The 16176-nt window shown below is 65.1% G+C and carries 13 protein-coding genes, 1 tRNA gene and 2 pseudogenes; 11 read left to right on the plus strand and 5 right to left on the minus strand.

Features of this window, described 5'->3' with window-relative positions:
- The 8 genes and pseudogenes from A5785_RS15905 to A5785_RS15940 form a co-directional block, all read left to right on the plus strand.
- Positions 1-648, plus strand: a 648-nt coding sequence (locus A5785_RS15905) for a DnaJ C-terminal domain-containing protein (protein ID WP_064867471.1), incomplete at its 5' end; no start/stop codon positions are given.
- Positions 645-974 (plus strand): chaperone modulator CbpM, encoded by a 330-nt coding sequence (locus A5785_RS15910; protein WP_064867473.1) that lies wholly within the window; start codon positions 645-647, stop codon positions 972-974. The genes A5785_RS15905 and A5785_RS15910, both read left to right, overlap by 4 nt.
- Positions 956-3586: an ATP-dependent chaperone ClpB gene (clpB, locus tag A5785_RS15915; protein ID WP_064867475.1), complete on the plus strand. Its 2631-nt coding sequence runs from the start codon at positions 956-958 to the stop codon at positions 3584-3586. The genes A5785_RS15910 and clpB overlap by 19 nt, the downstream gene beginning before the upstream one ends.
- A 34-nt stretch (positions 3587-3620) precedes the next feature.
- Positions 3621-4058, plus strand: a complete 438-nt coding sequence (gene trxA, locus A5785_RS15920; RefSeq protein WP_064867477.1) for a thioredoxin — start codon at positions 3621-3623, stop codon at positions 4056-4058.
- Positions 4055-4321, plus strand: a complete 267-nt coding sequence (locus A5785_RS15925; protein WP_064867479.1) for a UBP-type zinc finger domain-containing protein — start codon at positions 4055-4057, stop codon at positions 4319-4321. Before trxA ends, A5785_RS15925 begins: the two co-directional genes overlap by 4 nt.
- A complete protein-coding gene (locus tag A5785_RS15930; protein WP_064867481.1) occupies positions 4299-6014 on the plus strand; it encodes an FAD-dependent oxidoreductase in 1716 nt (571 codons plus the stop codon). The genes A5785_RS15925 and A5785_RS15930 overlap by 23 nt, the downstream gene beginning before the upstream one ends.
- A gap of 13 nt (positions 6015-6027) precedes the next feature.
- Positions 6028-6468, plus strand: a complete 441-nt coding sequence (locus A5785_RS15935) for a DUF1931 family protein (RefSeq protein WP_197500833.1) — start codon at positions 6028-6030, stop codon at positions 6466-6468.
- A 195-nt stretch (positions 6469-6663) separates the two neighbouring features.
- Positions 6664-7314 (plus strand): annotated as a pseudogene (locus tag A5785_RS15940) (PAS and ANTAR domain-containing protein).
- Between the two features lie 129 nt (positions 7315-7443).
- Here A5785_RS15940 and A5785_RS15945 read toward each other — a convergent pair.
- Positions 7444-8541 (minus strand): hypothetical protein, encoded by a 1098-nt coding sequence (locus tag A5785_RS15945; protein ID WP_005203470.1) that lies wholly within the window; start codon positions 8539-8541, stop codon positions 7444-7446.
- Complete coding sequence (locus A5785_RS15950) at positions 8538-10070, minus strand: DUF222 domain-containing protein (RefSeq protein WP_231895478.1); 1533 nt, start codon at positions 10068-10070, stop codon at positions 8538-8540. The genes A5785_RS15945 and A5785_RS15950 overlap by 4 nt, the downstream gene beginning before the upstream one ends.
- Positions 10071-10404: 334 nt before the next feature.
- Between A5785_RS15950 and A5785_RS23975 the strand changes: the two are divergent.
- Together A5785_RS23975 and A5785_RS15960 are read left to right on the plus strand one after the other, a co-directional pair.
- Positions 10405-10545 (plus strand): annotated as a pseudogene (locus A5785_RS23975) (ArsR/SmtB family transcription factor); the annotation flags it as partial.
- A 259-nt stretch (positions 10546-10804) separates the two neighbouring features.
- Complete coding sequence (locus A5785_RS15960) at positions 10805-11356, plus strand: SRPBCC family protein (protein WP_064867487.1); 552 nt, start codon at positions 10805-10807, stop codon at positions 11354-11356.
- Positions 11357-11879: 523 nt separating this feature from the next.
- Here the strand turns inward: A5785_RS15960 and A5785_RS15970 are convergent.
- Positions 11880-11965: transfer RNA gene (locus A5785_RS15970), tRNA-Leu, on the minus strand.
- A 98-nt stretch (positions 11966-12063) separates the two neighbouring features.
- On the opposite strand from A5785_RS15970, the gene A5785_RS15975 reads away from it, so the two are divergent.
- Positions 12064-13422 (plus strand): M20/M25/M40 family metallo-hydrolase, encoded by a 1359-nt coding sequence (locus A5785_RS15975; RefSeq protein WP_064867491.1) that lies wholly within the window; start codon positions 12064-12066, stop codon positions 13420-13422.
- A 43-nt stretch (positions 13423-13465) separates the two neighbouring features.
- Here the strand turns inward: A5785_RS15975 and A5785_RS15980 are convergent, their stop codons facing one another.
- Together A5785_RS15980 and A5785_RS15985 are read right to left on the minus strand one after the other, a co-directional pair.
- The gene (locus tag A5785_RS15980; protein WP_064867493.1) at positions 13466-14776 is read right to left on the minus strand and encodes a D-arabinono-1,4-lactone oxidase; all 1311 of its coding nucleotides are present in this window, start codon (positions 14774-14776) and stop codon (positions 13466-13468) included.
- On the minus strand, positions 14773-16059 hold the full coding sequence (locus A5785_RS15985) for an alanine racemase (RefSeq protein WP_064867495.1): 1287 nt from the start codon (positions 16057-16059) through the stop codon (positions 14773-14775). Before A5785_RS15985 ends, A5785_RS15980 begins: the two co-directional genes overlap by 4 nt.
- Positions 16060-16176: the final 117 nt, after the last annotated feature.

The raw sequence follows: 16176 nt of genomic DNA on the forward strand, positions 1-16176 counted from the left end.
GATGTGTATAAGAGACAGGGCAGAAGGGTGCACTTCGGTCGCGGTGTCGGTGGCGAGGGCGGCGTCGACTTCGAGGACCTCTTCGGGCAGATGTTCGGCGGCGGTGGCGGGTACGGGCCGATTCCCGGCGCCGATCAGGAAGCGGAACTGGAACTGACCCTGGAAGAGGCGTATCGGGGCGGCAAACGCACTCTCCGTCTGGACGGACGGCAGTATGACGTCGACATTCCGGTCGGTGTCCTGGACGGCCAGCGAATCCGGTTGGCCGGGCAAGGCGGCCGGGGCAACGGTGACGCGCCGCCTGGGGATCTGTACCTCGTGGTGCGGATCAAGCCGCATTCACGGTTCCGCGTGCAGGGTCGGGACATCTACGTCGATCTGCCCGTATCGCCATGGGAGGCGGTTCTCGGGTCGACCGTCGTCGTTCCCACCCCGGGTGGCGAGGCGAAAGTCAAAGTGGTGCCGGGCTCGTCGACGGGACGGAAGCTTCGCCTGCGCGGAGAGGGAATGCCCAATCCGCGGGGCGCCAACGGCAACCTCTACGCCGAAATCAAGGTGATGGTGCCGCCGAAACCGACAGCACGTGAACGCGAGCTGTTCGAGCAGTTGGCCGCCGAATCGAACTTCGATCCGAGGAAACAGCCATGAGCACCCCGACCCCGGGCACCCAGTACGTATTGGTTCGCCGTGCCGGTTTGTCGCTGGATGTCTTCGCCGAACGTACTGGCCTGCACCCGGATCTGGCACGAAAGCTTGTGGCTCTCGGCCTGATCGACGCCCACCGCTACGCCGGCGGAGAGATGTCGTTCGACCCATCCGAAGTGGTCCACGCTGCCCGCATCCAACGGCTGCGGACCGGCCTGGGCCTGAACTACTCGGCAATCGGGCTCGTGCTCGATCTGCTGGATCGAATCGAGAAACTCGAAGCAGCTTCCCGCAGAAGGAGGACACCCCCATGGACACCGGCAGTCTGACTGAAAAGTCACGAGAAGCCCTGCAGGAAGCCCAGAACGTCGCGACCAGAATGGGTCACACCGAGGTCGACGGAGAGCACCTGCTGCTCGCGTTGGTCGATCAGCAGGAAGGGTTGGTACCGCGACTGCTCGAGCAGGCCGGCGCGAACGTCGATGCCCTGCGATCCGATCTGGAACGTGAACTGTCGCGTAGGCCGAAGGTCAGCGGCCCCGGTGCGACGCCCGGTCAGGTGATGATCACCCAGCGCCTGGCCAAGCTGCTCGACGCCGCGGAACGGGAGGCGAAGCGACTCAAGGATTCCTACGTGTCGGTGGAGCATCTCGTGATGGCCCTCTCCGAGGAGGGATCGACCAGTGCGGCCGGGCGGGTTCTCACCAGCCATGGGGTCACACGAGAGACCTTCCTCGCCGCCTTGACCACAGTGCGCGGCAATCAGCGCGTCACCTCGGCCACCCCGGAGGGGGCGTACGAGGCGCTGGAGAAGTACGGACGCGACCTCGTCTCCGAGGGGCGGGCAGGCAAACTCGATCCGGTCATCGGGCGAGATGCCGAGATCCGCAGGGTAACGCAGATCCTGAGCCGGAAGACGAAGAACAATCCGGTGCTGATCGGCGACCCCGGCGTCGGCAAGACCGCGATCGTCGAGGGACTCGCCCAGCGGATCGTCCGCGGCGACGTGCCCGAGGGCCTGCGCGACAAGACGATCTTCTCGCTCGACATGGGTTCCCTGGTGGCCGGTGCGAAGTACCGCGGCGAGTTCGAGGAACGGCTACAGGCGGTGCTGTCCGAGGTGAAAGCGGCCGAGGGGCGCATCCTGTTGTTCGTCGACGAGTTACACACCGTCGTCGGCGCAGGATCGGTCGGCGGCGAGGGATCTCTCGACGCCGGCAACATGCTCAAACCGATGCTCGCCCGCGGCGAACTGCACATGATCGGTGCCACCACTCTCGACGAGTATCGCAAGCACATCGAATCCGATGCAGCATTGGAGCGTCGATTCCAGACCGTGCTCGTCGACGAGCCCAGTGCCGAGGATGCAATCTCGATTCTGCGCGGACTTCGAGAACGCCTCGAGGTGTTTCACGGCGTGAAGATCCAGGACGGCGCATTGGTGGCCGCCGTGACCCTCTCGCACCGGTACATCACCGACCGTTTCCTTCCGGACAAGGCGATCGACCTGGTCGATGAGGCGTGCGCCCGGCTACGAACCGAAATCGATTCGATGCCCGCCGAACTCGACGAGCTCACCCGGAAGGTGACCCGGCTGGAGATCGAAGAGGCCGCGCTGTCCAAGGAAACGGACGCGGCCAGCAAGACGCGCCTCGAGGAGTTGCGTAAGGAGCTGGCCGATCTGCGGGCCGAGGCAGACGCCCGGCACGCTCAGTGGGAGGCGGAGCGCCAAGCGATCCGGCGGGTGCAGGAGCTGCGGGGAGAGCTGGAACGATTGCGACACGAGGCCGAGGAGGCCGAACGCAATTACGACCTCAATCGGGCCGCCGAGTTGCGGTACGGCGAGATCACCGCGCTGGAGCGCAGGCTCGAGGCGGCGGAGGAGCAATTGGCTACCAGGCAGGGCCGGAATCCGTTGCTGCGCGAGGTGGTCACCGAAGACGAGATCGCCGAGATCGTGGCCGCATGGACGGGTATCCCGGTCGCTCGACTGCAGGAAGGTGAGCGGGAGAAGCTGTTGAAGCTCGACGAGATCCTGCACGAGAGGGTCGTCGGTCAGGACGAGGCGGTGCAACTGGTCGCAGACGCGGTGATCCGGGCGAGGTCCGGCATCCGTGATCCGCGCCGGCCGATCGGTTCGTTCATCTTCCTGGGACCGACAGGTGTGGGGAAGACCGAGCTCGCAAAGACGCTGGCCAGTGCCCTCTTCGACAGCGAAGACAACATGGTGCGCCTGGATATGAGCGAGTACCAGGAGCGGCACACGGTGAGTCGGCTCATCGGTGCGCCCCCCGGGTACGTCGGGTATGACGAGGGGGGTCAGCTCACTGAGGCGGTGCGTCGCAAGCCGTACTCCGTGGTGCTCTTCGACGAGATCGAGAAGGCCCATGCCGACGTCTTCAATACCCTGCTGCAGGTGCTCGATGACGGCCGGATCACCGATTCTCAAGGCAGGCAGGTCGATTTCCGGAACACGGTGATCATCATGACCTCGAACATCGGATCCCAGCATCTCCTCGAGGGAGTCACAGCGGACGGCGAGATCAAGCCGGACGCCCGGGCGCGGGTGATGGCGGAACTGCGCGGGCACTTCCGTCCCGAGTTCCTCAACCGGGTCGACGACATCGTGTTGTTCACCCCGCTCACGCTGCCCCAGATCGAACATATCGTCGAGCTGCAGCTCGCCGATCTTCGGAACAGGTTGTCGGAGAGACAGATACACTTGAATATCACGCCGGAAGCACGCCGGCTCATCGCCGAACACGGTTTCGACCCGGTCTACGGTGCACGACCCCTGCGCAGGTATATCGCCCATGAGGTCGAGACTAAGATCGGTCGTGCGCTGTTGCGCGGCGAAATCGAACCGGGCGGCACCATCGATGTCACGGTCGATGACGGCGAACTGTCCGTCGCATATACGGAACCCGCCATCGCGGCCTGAGAAGGGGTGTCGTCATGGGATCTGATCCGACAAGGTGAAGTGCCCACACTGCGGCAAGGTCAACAGGGTACCGGCGGCCGGGAACGGGAGACCCCGCTGCGGAAATTGCCACGAGCCGCTGCCCTGGATCGCCGCGGCAGGGGATGGCGACTTCGCGGAGGTCGCCGAGAAATCTTCGGTGCCTGTACTCGTCGATCTCTGGGCGACGTGGTGCGCTCCGTGCCGAATGGTCAGCCCTGCGCTCGAGCAGCTCGCCACAGAACACGCCGGCCAGATCAAGCTCGTCAAGGTTGACGTGGATGCTGCACCCCAGACGGCCGAGCGTTTCACCGTCCGCGCCGTTCCGACGCTGCTGGTGATGGACCGAGGTGAGGTACTCGCTCGTCAGGCGGGCGCAGCTCCGGTCCCCCAGCTGCGCACATGGCTCGATCAGGCGCTCTCGGAAAAAGCAGGCAAGGAGGCGAACTCATGACCTCGGTCCATGCCGACCCGCACGTGATCGCGATCCGGGCCGTGGCGCCCCGCACCCAACAGGGCTGCGAGGAATGTCTTCGCCTCGGCACCCCGTGGGTACATCTGAGGCTGTGCCTGACGTGCGGACACGTCGGATGCTGCGACTCCTCGCCGGGCAAGCACGCGAGCGCACACGCTCACACCATCGGCCATCCGATCGTCCAGTCGATGGAACCCGGTGAAGATTGGCGCTGGTGTTATGTCGACCAGAACTTCGTCTGAGGACGCCCCACGCCTCGGCGACGGTCAGCTCGTCGACGACGAGACTCCGGATACAGTCGGGGCATTCCCGCGGTTGACGGACGCCCAGGTAGCGACGCTCGAGACCGGAGGCACACGTCGATCGGTTCACGCCGGCGAGGTGCTGATTCGAGCGGGCACCCGCAGCAGCGACTTCTTCGTCGTCCTTTCCGGCAAGGTCGCGATCATCGACGAGGGCGCCGAGGACGGTGAGCGTCGGATATTGCGCCTGCACGGTCCGGGCCGATTCCTGGGCGAGCTCGGACTGCTGGATAGCCAGGTGGCGTTCTTCACCGCCGAGGCGATCGAGGACGGCGAGGTGCTCGTCGTCCCAGCCGAGCGGGTGCGCGAGCTCGTCGCCCACGACCTCGTGCTCAGCGATCTGATCCTGCGGGCCTACCTGGTGCGCCGGCACCTACTGATCGGGCTCGGTTCGGGGTTCCGAATCATCGGCTCCTGCTATTCCCCGGACACGTTGCGGCTTCGCGAGTTCGCGATGCGCAACCGGCTGCCCCACAAATGGATCGATCTGGAGCAAGACGAACGGGCGGAGCAACTGCTGCAAAGCCTGGGTGTCGCCCCAGAGGACACTCCCGTCGTGATCTGGCACGGCGAGAAGGTGCTGCGCAATCCGACGAACGCCGAACTCGCCCGCATCGTCGGGCTTCCGGTCCCGGACGCAGCGCACGACGTATGCGACCTCGTCGTCGTAGGTGCCGGACCGGCGGGTCTGGCCGCGTCCGTGTACGGCTCATCCGACGGGTTGAACACGGTGACACTGGAGTCGATCGCTGCAGGTGGGCAGGCTAGAACCTCCTCCCGGATCGAGAACTACCTGGGCTTTCCGGCAGGGATCTCCGGTGCCGAATTGGCGGAGCGGGCCGTGATTCAGGCCGGGAAGTTCGGTACCCGCCTTCTCGTGTCGGCGGAGGTGACCGGTTTGGGATCCGAGGCCGGGAACCATGTGCTCCGACTGGCGGACGGCGGCGAGATCCGCGCCCGGGCGGTCGTGCTCGCCACCGGGGCGCGATATCGCAAGTTGGCCGTTCCGGGGATCGAGGCACTGGAGGGGAGAAGCGTGTACTACGCCGCGACGCATCAGGAAGCACGGATATGCGGCACCGACCCGGTGGCCATCGTCGGCGGCGGAAACTCCGCCGGACAGGCCACCGTCTTCCTCGCCGACCATGTCTCCCACGTTCACCTGCTCATCCGCGGCGGTGACCTCGGAAAGAGCATGTCCCGATACCTGGTCGACCAGATCGAGCGGCATCCGCGGGTCACTGTGCACCGGAACACCGAGATTCGTGCGGTCCACGGCGAGAAATACCTCGAAGCAATTGCAGTCGAGGACAATCGCAGCGGCGAGCAGGACACGATTCGGGTGCGCGCCCTGTTCGTCTTCATCGGGGCAGTACCGCACACAGGGTGGCTGGCCGAAGCGATCGCACTCGACGACCACGGCTTCGTCCTCACCGGCATGGACGCGGTCCACGCACGAGCGGACGGCAACCGGCCGATCAGCGCCGGGCTGTCCAGGACGCTCGAAACCAGCCTGCCCGGCCTGTTCGCGGCGGGCGACATCCGCCGCGGTTCGGTGAAACGAGTCGCATCCGCCGTCGGTGAAGGAGCGATGGCCGTACGCCAAATCCATGAATACTTCGAAAGGAGCTGACGACATGCCAGTGATGGGCACCGTGAAATTCCAGCGGTTCTTCCGGGCAGCGGCCGGACTACAGGTCGACCGGAACGACCTCAAGCGCTATACCGATTTCATCGACGACAAGATCTACGACCTGATCCTGATCGGGAAAGCCTCCGCGAAAGCAAACTTGCGCGACGTGATCGAACCGTGGGACCTGCCGATCACCAAGGGGCTGCAGGAAAGCATCCACCGGTTCGAAAAACTCGACGAGGAGATCGAACTTCAACCGCTGCTCGATCAGCTCACGGCCCGGCCACCCTTGGACGTGGCTCTCTCCGAGGAGACCGAGCAACGACTGCCGCTGATCGCCGGAGGCCTGAGCGTGGCGCTGGCGCAAACCTTCGTCACGGTCGAGCCGGACCGCAAGAACCCCGGGACCGCCGAATGGAGCGTCGCCTTCGACATCTTCCACCTACTGCTCTGACCCCGGGCGGCTGCCGGGGGCGACAGAGATCGATTTCCCACCCCACTGCGACGTCGGCGACTACACCGTCACCCAAATCGCAAACGTGCAGGACGTGTGCGGGTCCATCTCGGCCTTGGCCGTAGCGGGAAGTCCAGCTAGAGCGCACGCCTGAGAAGCGAGCGGGAGTGAGACGCCGTGCCTGGTGCGAGAGAAATTGGGGCGGATTCAGAGCAGGTGTTCGGTGGGGAGCCGCAGCGAGTCGGCAGCTTCCGATTCTTCCTCGACGGTCAGCGGTGGGAATGGTCCGACGCCGTCGCCCAGATGCACGGCTACCGGCCCGGGGACGTCACGCCGACCACCGAACTGCTGCTGTCCCACAAGCATCCCGAGGATCACCGGCGCGTCGCCCGCGTCCTCGAACGGATGATCAGTGACGCCGAACCGTTCAGCAGCAAACACCGCATCATCAGACACCGCCGGCAAAGTTCACCTCGTCGTGGTCGTCGGCGACCTCTTGCACGACGACACAGACGCCGTGATCGGGACCACCGGCTTCTACATGACATCACCCAGTCCTACCGCAGCGATGTCAAGGAGTCGGTCGACGCGGCGGTCGCCGAACTCGCCGAGTCACGGGCGGTAATCGAACAGGCCACGGGCGCACTGATGCTGGTCTACGGGATACCCGCCGACCGCGCCTTCGACGTTCTCACCTGGTGTTCCCAGCAGACCAACACCCGACTTCGCACGATCGCCGAACAACTCGTCACCGGATTCGTCGAGTGCGAACCCGCTGCGGACCTACGGACCCGGTTCGACCACCTTCTGCTCACCGCCCACCAGCGAACCCGGCAACAGGGCTGAGTGAGTGACAGTCCCGCGGGGTGTAGGGAGTCAAACGAAACCTGGACCGGGCTGCCGACCGGTCGAGCACCCGATCTGGCACCCGCGCATCCGGGGACGGCTGGGTCGCGCGCGCTGCGCCGGCAATGATCATCCCGCCTCGTTCGACGGTTGTCGCGTCTGCTCGATGCGTTGCCGCTGCCGGACCCCGTACGCCGCCTCTCTGACGGCGGCGTCGTCCTCGAGACCCGACCCGAGCGCCCCACCGATGGTCGCGATGGACGCCAGTAGCCAGGCGAGGGTGAGGTAGTCGGAAAAATTCACCCCGTGCCCGAGAATGCGGGACAGCAGTTCCGGGGGAAGAGTCAGACACGCGGTGAACAGCAGCAGGCCGAACAAAGCCACGTGGAGGACGATCACGCCGATGACCAGGGTGACGACGGTGGCGGTGTTGTACAGCACCGAACGATCGCGCTCCTCCGGCGACTTCGGTCGTTCCCACAGTTCGTGTTCGACGAGCAGCCAGAGAATCATCGCCACGATCGACAGGACCGTCGCCGCACTCATCCGCCATGGACCCATCGTGTCGGCGAACAACCAGATCGTGTTGGTGGCCAGTGCGATCGCACCCGTGGCGAAGGCGCCGACGAGCACCTTCGACAGTCCGGTGACCAGTCGCCACGGCCGGTTGGCCCGCACCATCCCCGACAGCAGTCGCAGTCGCCGCAGTCCCGAGGGCGCCAAGTATCGGATGCCGTCCTTGATCTGCACACACGGGTACCGTCGCGCCGCGCCGGGAGGCATGAGTTCGGGTTCACCGAGAACGCGGGCGAGCGCGAGTTCGGTGACGGTGCGGATGCGGCGCTCGATCCGGACGCCGCCCACACCGGCGACCGAGATGGGTGCGAATCTGTGGTCGACGCTGACGTCGGCCACCACCGGCAGGGTGTCCTCCCGGCGCGGCAGATCGGTGAGATACACGACGATGTCTTCCTGTTCGGAGGACGGATCGACCGTGTCGATGACATCGGTGAAATCGGCTTGCTCGTCCGGCAGGTACGGTTTGCGGCGCACACAGGTCGTCCACCGGCGCTCGGGCCGGTCAGGGCTTTGCAGGCGTTCCGGCAGGTAGTCGGCGATGCGTTCGGCAAGAGCCGCTGGTTCGCCCGGATCCGCGATCAGCAGCACCGAAACCTGCTCACCCGCGGCACCGGAGTGCCCCGCCTGCAGATGCTCGTTCGCCGTCACCGCCTTCGCGTACCCGCCCGGTGTGTCCCCAAACTCCAGGCTGTGGGTGCGAGTCGATCACAGCGCCCGCCACGGATATCGGCTGCCAGTCCGTGTCCGGTAGACACCCCGCAGCGTCTGAGGATGCACCGCGGACACGACCACAACCCGCGGGATCTGGTCCGCTCGGTGCACCCCGCTGATCGATCCATTAGGGGCAAACGGGCCAATGACTGGGCATCGATCTCCTTACGGGATAGCGACCGGGCTGAGGATTCTGACAAGTTCGTGGGAATAAGGCACTGACACGACGGCGAGAACCTGCAGGTCGGAGATCCGCGAAGTGACACCGATCCGCGGAACCTACATGAGGCGAACGACGCGAACCGTTGCCCCAACGACGCGATCCGTTTCGACCGACCCAAATACAACGGCACACTGGTGTGGTCACCGAACACCGCCACATACTGACTCGCCCCACTGGTGGCGGCCATCTCGATCACATCCTGGATCGGGAGCAGTGTTCCGGACGTGGTTTGTGCGATCCCTGCCTGGGCTTCCAACTCGTGCAGGCTGGTGGTGACGATCACTTGGATCGGCAACCCCCGATGCGTGTGACCCAACATCCCTGATTCGAGTACTTGCCCGAGGAGGGCGGAGAAGGCGTCGTGGTTGCGTTGGGCGGGTGAGCGTTGATCCCGCAGCGCTGCCGCCGCGACCTGTTCGGCATTGGCGGTGGTGATCGGCCCGACCGGCGAGTCGGGATCGTCGGGGTTGTTCATGCCGGGTTTGGCCCACGCATCCAACACGGTGTCCAGCCGGGCGCGGGCGATCGGATCCAAATCGGCGGTCAACCGCGACATGAGTTGTGCGTTTTGCCGGTTCACCCACAACCGGCGTCGACGTTTGCGGTCTTTCGGGTTGGTTAGCGTTCCGTCCGGATCGAGATGGGCGAGTAGCCGTGAACCGAGGTTGGTGATTTCGGCGGGCGTGAACTGGACTGCGTAGCCGGCTATCTGCGCTTCGGCGGCAGCTTTGGTCTCCGCCGAAATGTCGGCGGGGATGGCCTCCAACACCTCCAACACCGCGCGGACGTGTGCGCCGGCGACGCGCCCTTCCACGACGTAGCCGGCCAACGTCGGACAGGAGGGTGGGAGGCGGTCGCCGCAGATCGTGGTGAAGGAGCCGGTCGCTGCGATCACGCGGTATCGTGCTGCCGGATCACCGATGTGCAGGCGTTGTCCCATGAAGTTGCGGATATCGCGGAAACCCAAACCGTGGGGCAGATCCCGGTCGGACGCTTCCACAATCAACCGATCGGTGACCGCACCGGACGTCCGCAGTGCTAGCCGTTCCGCTTCGACGGTGGCTTCCACGAGCACGTCATCGGACACCAACGACACATCGACCGTCGCCAACTCATCCAACACCGCTGCCAGGCGTGACAGTTTCTCGGCGACCACGGCATCGGCCGACCCCACGGCCGCCGACACTAAAGCCGAAGGTGCGCCACTGGTTCCGCTGTTGCTGCGCTTGCTGTTGCTGTTCACGTGCCGCCACCCCCGCCCCACGTCGTGTCGAATATGTGTTCTATATTACCCGACAATACCGACAGCGTTCTCGAACAATTTTTCGACCTTGTGGACACGCGTTTCGCCGAGTCCCGACCACGCATTTTCGGTCCAGCATTGCGGCGTTGAACACTCGAGGTGTCAAGGATGCTCGTGATCGCCGAGAACGCGACGGCGGCAAGATTCTCCGTGGCGATAGTTGCCAAAACATGGCAGTCGCCGCTCGCTGCCCCTTCCACAAAGACACCCTGATAATTGGTAACTACTCAGTTACCATTTATGAGTGTCCGTCTTCGTCGCAATCGCCGACCCGGTGCGTCGCGGGATCCTGCGGATCCTGGTCGACGGCCCGCAACGAGTCGTCGACATCCAACGGTTGCTCGCCGCCCGTCACCTGATCTCGCGGCCCGCGGTGAGTCGACACTTACGGGTGCTCGCCGAGGCCGGCCTGGTCGAGGCCGCCACGACGGGCCGGGAACGTCACTACCGACTCGACCCGACACCACTGCTCGAGGTGCGGAAGTTGTTGTCCGACCTCGGATCCGGGGACGCCGCGGACGCTTCCCGCGTGCCGATCGCGGAGTCGGCACTCGACGCCCTGAACACCGAGGTGTCCGAACCCGACGCGAAAGACGCAGGGCCGCAAGCCCAGACAGGTCCAGCCGACACGCTGCCGAACCCGACGTCACATCCCACCAGATACAGGAGCCAGGATGACGAATGCACCCATACCCAGCGGCCGGCACCGCGTCCGCCGAGACGGCGACGTGGTCGAATTCACCCGTATCTACCGCGCCGCCGTCGACGACGTGTGGGCCGCCGTGACCGAGTCCGATCGGCTCGCCCGCTGGATCGGTTTCTTCGACGGCGACCCCGACGAGGGTTACGTCGCCTTCACGATGAACGCCGAGGGGGAGGAGAACATGACCCCGGTGCGCTACGACATTCGACGCTGCGAGCCGCCACATGTCCTTCAGGTGCACACGACCGACGATGCCGGTACGTGGGATCTGATCCTTGAGCTGGACGAGAACAGTGGCATCACGACGCTGAGGCTCAGTCAGATCGTCCACGACCCGGAGATCATCGAAAGCACCGGCCCGGGGTGGGAGTACTACCTCGATCGTCTCTCGGCGGTAGTGACCGGAACGGACCCGGCCGACCTCGACTTCGATGACTACTACCCGGCGCAACGGGAGTACTACCTCACGGTGCGGGACCGGGTGAACGCGAGCGCGAACCGGTCACCGGACTCCGGCTACTGACGTCGGCGGTGTCGACGCCCGCCGGTTGAGTAATGACCGGCGGTGCGGCGGGAAGCGGGCGCGAGTCTCTCGCCGATGCCGACCCGAGAGTTGGCGCGAACAATGGCGTCGGAGAACACGATCGAATCGAGAACTTCGGCACCCCGCTCGATGATGACACCCGGGCCCAAGACGCTGCGCCGCACCGTGCCCGCCACCCGCGCACCACTCATGAGCCGACTGGCCCACACGGGGCTGGCGCCCTCTAAGTGCGGCCCCGGCGACGGGGCTGTGGGAACGCCTGCGCGGATTCCGGCGGCCGTTGCGCCTGCGCCACACAGGAGTGCACGACGGCGCTGATAGGGGAGGCTGCTAGCCGTGGCGCACTGGACCGACCGTGAAGATGCTGTCGCCGTCCGGCCGGGGGATGACTTGAGGATCAGAACTCGCTATTGGCCCGACACGATCCACAGGTTTCCGATCGGGCCGCCCAGCCGCCCAACGAAAAAATCCCGGAGTGCAATGCTCTCCGGGATTCTCGCGGTGTCCGAGGGGGGACTTGAACCCCCACGCCCGTTAATAGGGCACTAGCACCTCAAGCTAGCGCGTCTGCCATTCCGCCACTCGGACTCGATGCTTCGGTGTCTCGCGGATTTCTCCGTTCCGCACCGGGCCGGATAACACTAACCGAGGTTGCCCCCGTATCCCAAATCCCGTAGGAGTGAGGGGTGACTTCGGAGCCTGAGACCACCGCCGGGACCATCAAAGCCGTCGACGAAGTGGTCGATATCGTGAGCAAACTGATCCGCTTCGACACCTCCAACACAGGCGAGCCCGAGACCACCAAGGGCGAGGAGGACTGCGCCAAGTGGGTGGCGGGGATGCTCGAAGAGGTGGGCTACACCACTCAGTACGTCGAGTCGGGACGACCGGGACGCGGCAACGTGTTCGCGCGGCTCGCCGGTCCGCCTGATTCTGACCGTGGTGCGCTCCTGGTGCACGCGCATCTCGACGTCGTGCCCGCGGAACCGGCCGATTGGAGTGTCCACCCGTTTTCGGGCTCGGTGTCCGACGGCTACATCTGGGGCCGCGGCGCCGTCGACATGAAGGACATGGCGGGAATGGCACTGGCACTTGCCCGCCAGTTCAAGCGTGACGGAACCGTGCCGCCGCGTGAACTTGTCTTCGCTTTCCTTGCCGACGAAGAGGCCGGGGGGACGTGGGGTTCTCACTGGCTGGTGGAGCATCGGCCGGATCTGTTCGAAGGCATCACCGAGGCAGTCGGTGAGGTTGGTGGATACTCACTGACCGTCGACCGTCCGGACGGCACGCAGCGTCGTCTCTACTTGGTGGAGACGGCCGAGAAGGGGCTGTCGTGGATGCGGCTGACCGCCGAAGCGACCGCGGGCCACGGGTCGTTCCTGCACTCCGACAACGCTGTCACGGAAATCGCCTCCGCGGTCGCGCGTATCGGAAATCACGAATTCCCCCTCGTGATCAGCGATTCGGTGGCCGAGTTCCTGCAGGCGGTGTCCGAGGAGACCGGTTGGGATCTCGGTCCCGACACTCCTGACCTCGAGACCGCCTTGTTCAAGCTGGGCAGCCTCGCCCGGATCCTCGGTGCCACGCTGCGCGACACCGCCAACCCGACCATGCTCAAGGCCGGTTACAAGGCCAACGTCATCCCGCAGAAGGCTGAGGCCGTCGTCGACTGCCGCGTTCTTCCCGGACGCCAGAAGGCATTTGAGGCCGAGATCGACGAGTTGATCGGCCCCAACGTCCGACGCGAATGGATCACCCACCTCGACTCCTACGAGACGACATTCGACGGCAACCTCGTCGATGCGATGAACGACGCGATCCTCGCCTACGACGAGGACGGTCGGACCGTCCCGTACATGATGTCGGGCGGCACCGACGCCAAGGCGTTCGCCAAGCTCGGAATCAGGTGCTTCGGCTTTGCGCCGCTGCGCCTGCCGCCCGAACTCGACTTCGCCGCGCTGTTCCATGGTGTCGACGAACGTGTCCCGGTGGACTCGGTCCTGTTCGGCACGCAGGTGTTCGAGCACTTCCTGCATCACAGCTGAGCGGTCCCCCGACCTACGGTTCAGCTGCGACGCGTCAGCGCGATCAGTCGCCGAGCACTCGCCGCAGGTAGTCGTTGCTGAAGACACGCGAGGGGTCGTACTTGTCCCGAACCGCGAGGAAGTCGTCGAATTGCGGGTACACAGCGCGGAAGTACTCCGCGTCGCGAGTGTGTAGCTTGCCCCAGTGTGGCCTGCCGTGGTGGGCAACCATGATCTCCTCGACGTCGGCGAAGAACGCCGAGATGTCTGCGGGATCGTCACGGTGGTAACGGTGGACTGCGATGTAACCGGTAGTACGTCCCGAGGCTGTCGAGAGCATGAGATCGTCGGCGGCGGCTGCGCGCACCTCCACTGGGAAACTGATGCGGTATCCCTTGCGCGCGATGAGTTTCTCTATCTCGTTGAGTACCTCTGCCACGGCGGGCAATTCAACCGCGTACTCCATCTCACGGAAGCGAACGTCGCGGATCGACGCAAAGACCTCAGCCGACGGCGCGACGTACGTGCGCTCCGAAAGTGCATGACTGGCAACCCGATTCAGCGTCGGAACAACTGTGGGCGCCCGTCGTCCGAGTTCGCAGACCACGCCGTAGATCTTGTTGCTGATCAGGTCGTCGTCGATATACCTGCGGACCGCGCCCGGTCCGCTTGGCGTGGCATCCGCAGGAAGCCTTGTATTGGTTTTGGCCAACGCGCGACGAGTGTGTGGGAACCAGTAGAACTCGTGATGGTCGAAGGACTCGACCCGGTCGAGAAAACCTCCGACCGCATCGTCGAGGTCTAGAGGCTCGTCGTGGGCCCGGAGACTGAACGCGTCGACGCATTCGATGGTCAACTCGACAATGACCCCAAGTGCACCCAATCCCAGAGCAACAGCGCGCAATTCGTCGTCGTCGGACGTGAGAGTGACGACGTCGCCGGTACCGGTGACGATCTTCGCGCCGACGATCTGCGTCGAGATCCCACCGAAGTTCAGACCGGTTCCGTGTGTACCCGTCGACGTGGCCCCGGTGATCGTCTGGCGGTCGATGTCACCGAGATTGCGCATTCCGAGCACGAAAGGGGCGAGCAGAGCAGGGATTTCGTGCAGCCGGGTGCCCGCGCGCAACGTCACCCGATGTCCGTCGACACCCACCACGCCGCGGAGCGCGGACATATCGAGCTGGATGCCCTCTGGCACGCCGATGCCGGTGAAGCTGTGCCCGGAGCCGATCGGCTTGATACGTGTCCCGTCGGCCGCTGCTGTCGCGACGAGCTCCGCGACGGCGTCGACGCTGTCGGGTGTCGCGACTGCTGTTGTGGCCGACTGGTTTCCACTCCAATTGCGCCACTGCGTGCGCGTCCGCGTTGTCACAGGTAGCACTTTTCTTCCCCTCGGTAGGTCGGAACGAGATCGTCGACTCGTGCCTGTCCGTTCTGGTCACGTCCGATCAGAGCGACTGTCCTGGCGCGCTCGCACACCTCGCCGGACTTGGTGTGGCGGAACCACACTCGATCACCCGGCACCAGCTTCGACGCCGCGTCGCCGGTCAGCGGCGTCTGCACCTCGCCTGCGGCCTCGGTGCCGATGTAGGCCAAACCTGCGGGCCACACCGGACGCGGCAGCCTGTCGGGCGCGGGTGGGCCGGACGCGATCCATCCGCCACCCGCGCACGTGATGATCTTTGGCGCGGGTCTGCGCGTCACGTCGAGACCGAACATCAACCCGGGAGCGGGCTGAAAACGCCGGTACCCGTCGAACAGATGGCCGCCGAAAAGTCCACTGCCCGCAGCGATGTCGGTGACGGAACCGTCGCGCGCGGTCTCTTCGAGCGAGCCGGTTCCGCCCGCGTTGACGATCTCGATGTCGGCGAGCTCTCGTAGTGAGGAGATGATCGCGCCCCGTCGTCGTCGCAGTTCGAGCATGGACACGCGCTGCATGGCACGGGTCGCCCGGTTCATCAGTGGTTTGCCGTCCACGTCGTCGGCGACACCCGCAACCTGAGCCTCGTACGACATCACGCCGACCAGCGCGAAACCCGGACGTGCAACGATCGCGCGGGCCAAGGTCAGGGCGGCGTCTGCATCGTGCACAGGGGAGCGTCGGACACCGAGATGGACGCGCCCCCCGAACAGCCGCAACGACGCGTCGAGGTCGATGGCCACGCGAACCACCGAACGGTGCTCTGGCGAGACGACGGAGTCGACGACGTCGAGTTGCGCGATGTCGTCGACGAGCAGCATGACGCGCGTCAGTGCGACCTCGTCGGCGAGTAGATCGGCGAGAGCGGCACGTCGAACCGACGGATACCCGAGGAGTACATCGTCGATGTCCGACTCGGTGGCCAACCACTGCGCCTCGGCGACGTCGAAGGCGAGCACTCCCGCAAATCCGTCGCGCGCGACGACGTCGTCGATGATCGATCGCACACGAAGCGACTTGCTGGCCAACCGAATCGGCACACCGCCCGCCCGGGCGGTCAGGTCGGCGATGTTGTGTTCGAGCGCGGTGAGATCGAGTGCGAGGGTCGGCGCGTCGAGTCCCGCATCGCGCACCGCCGCGTCGATTCCCGCGTAGTACGCGTCGGGGTCGGTCGACCACGGCTGTGACGATGCGACTCTGCCCGATCGGGTTGTCGCGGCCTCGAGACGGCCCATATGTGCTGCTCCCGGACGTGTCGTGGGGAGATCGGAGTACCCGGCTCCCAAAGTTGACCAAGTGGTCAACTGAAAGTTACTACACAACTTCCGACGGCGGGACGTGAAAGTGCATCT

The sequence above is a fragment of the Gordonia sp. 852002-50395_SCH5434458 genome, from assembly GCF_001665905.1.
In the GTDB taxonomy this organism is placed as follows: Bacteria; Actinomycetota; Actinomycetes; order Mycobacteriales; family Mycobacteriaceae; genus Gordonia; species Gordonia jacobaea.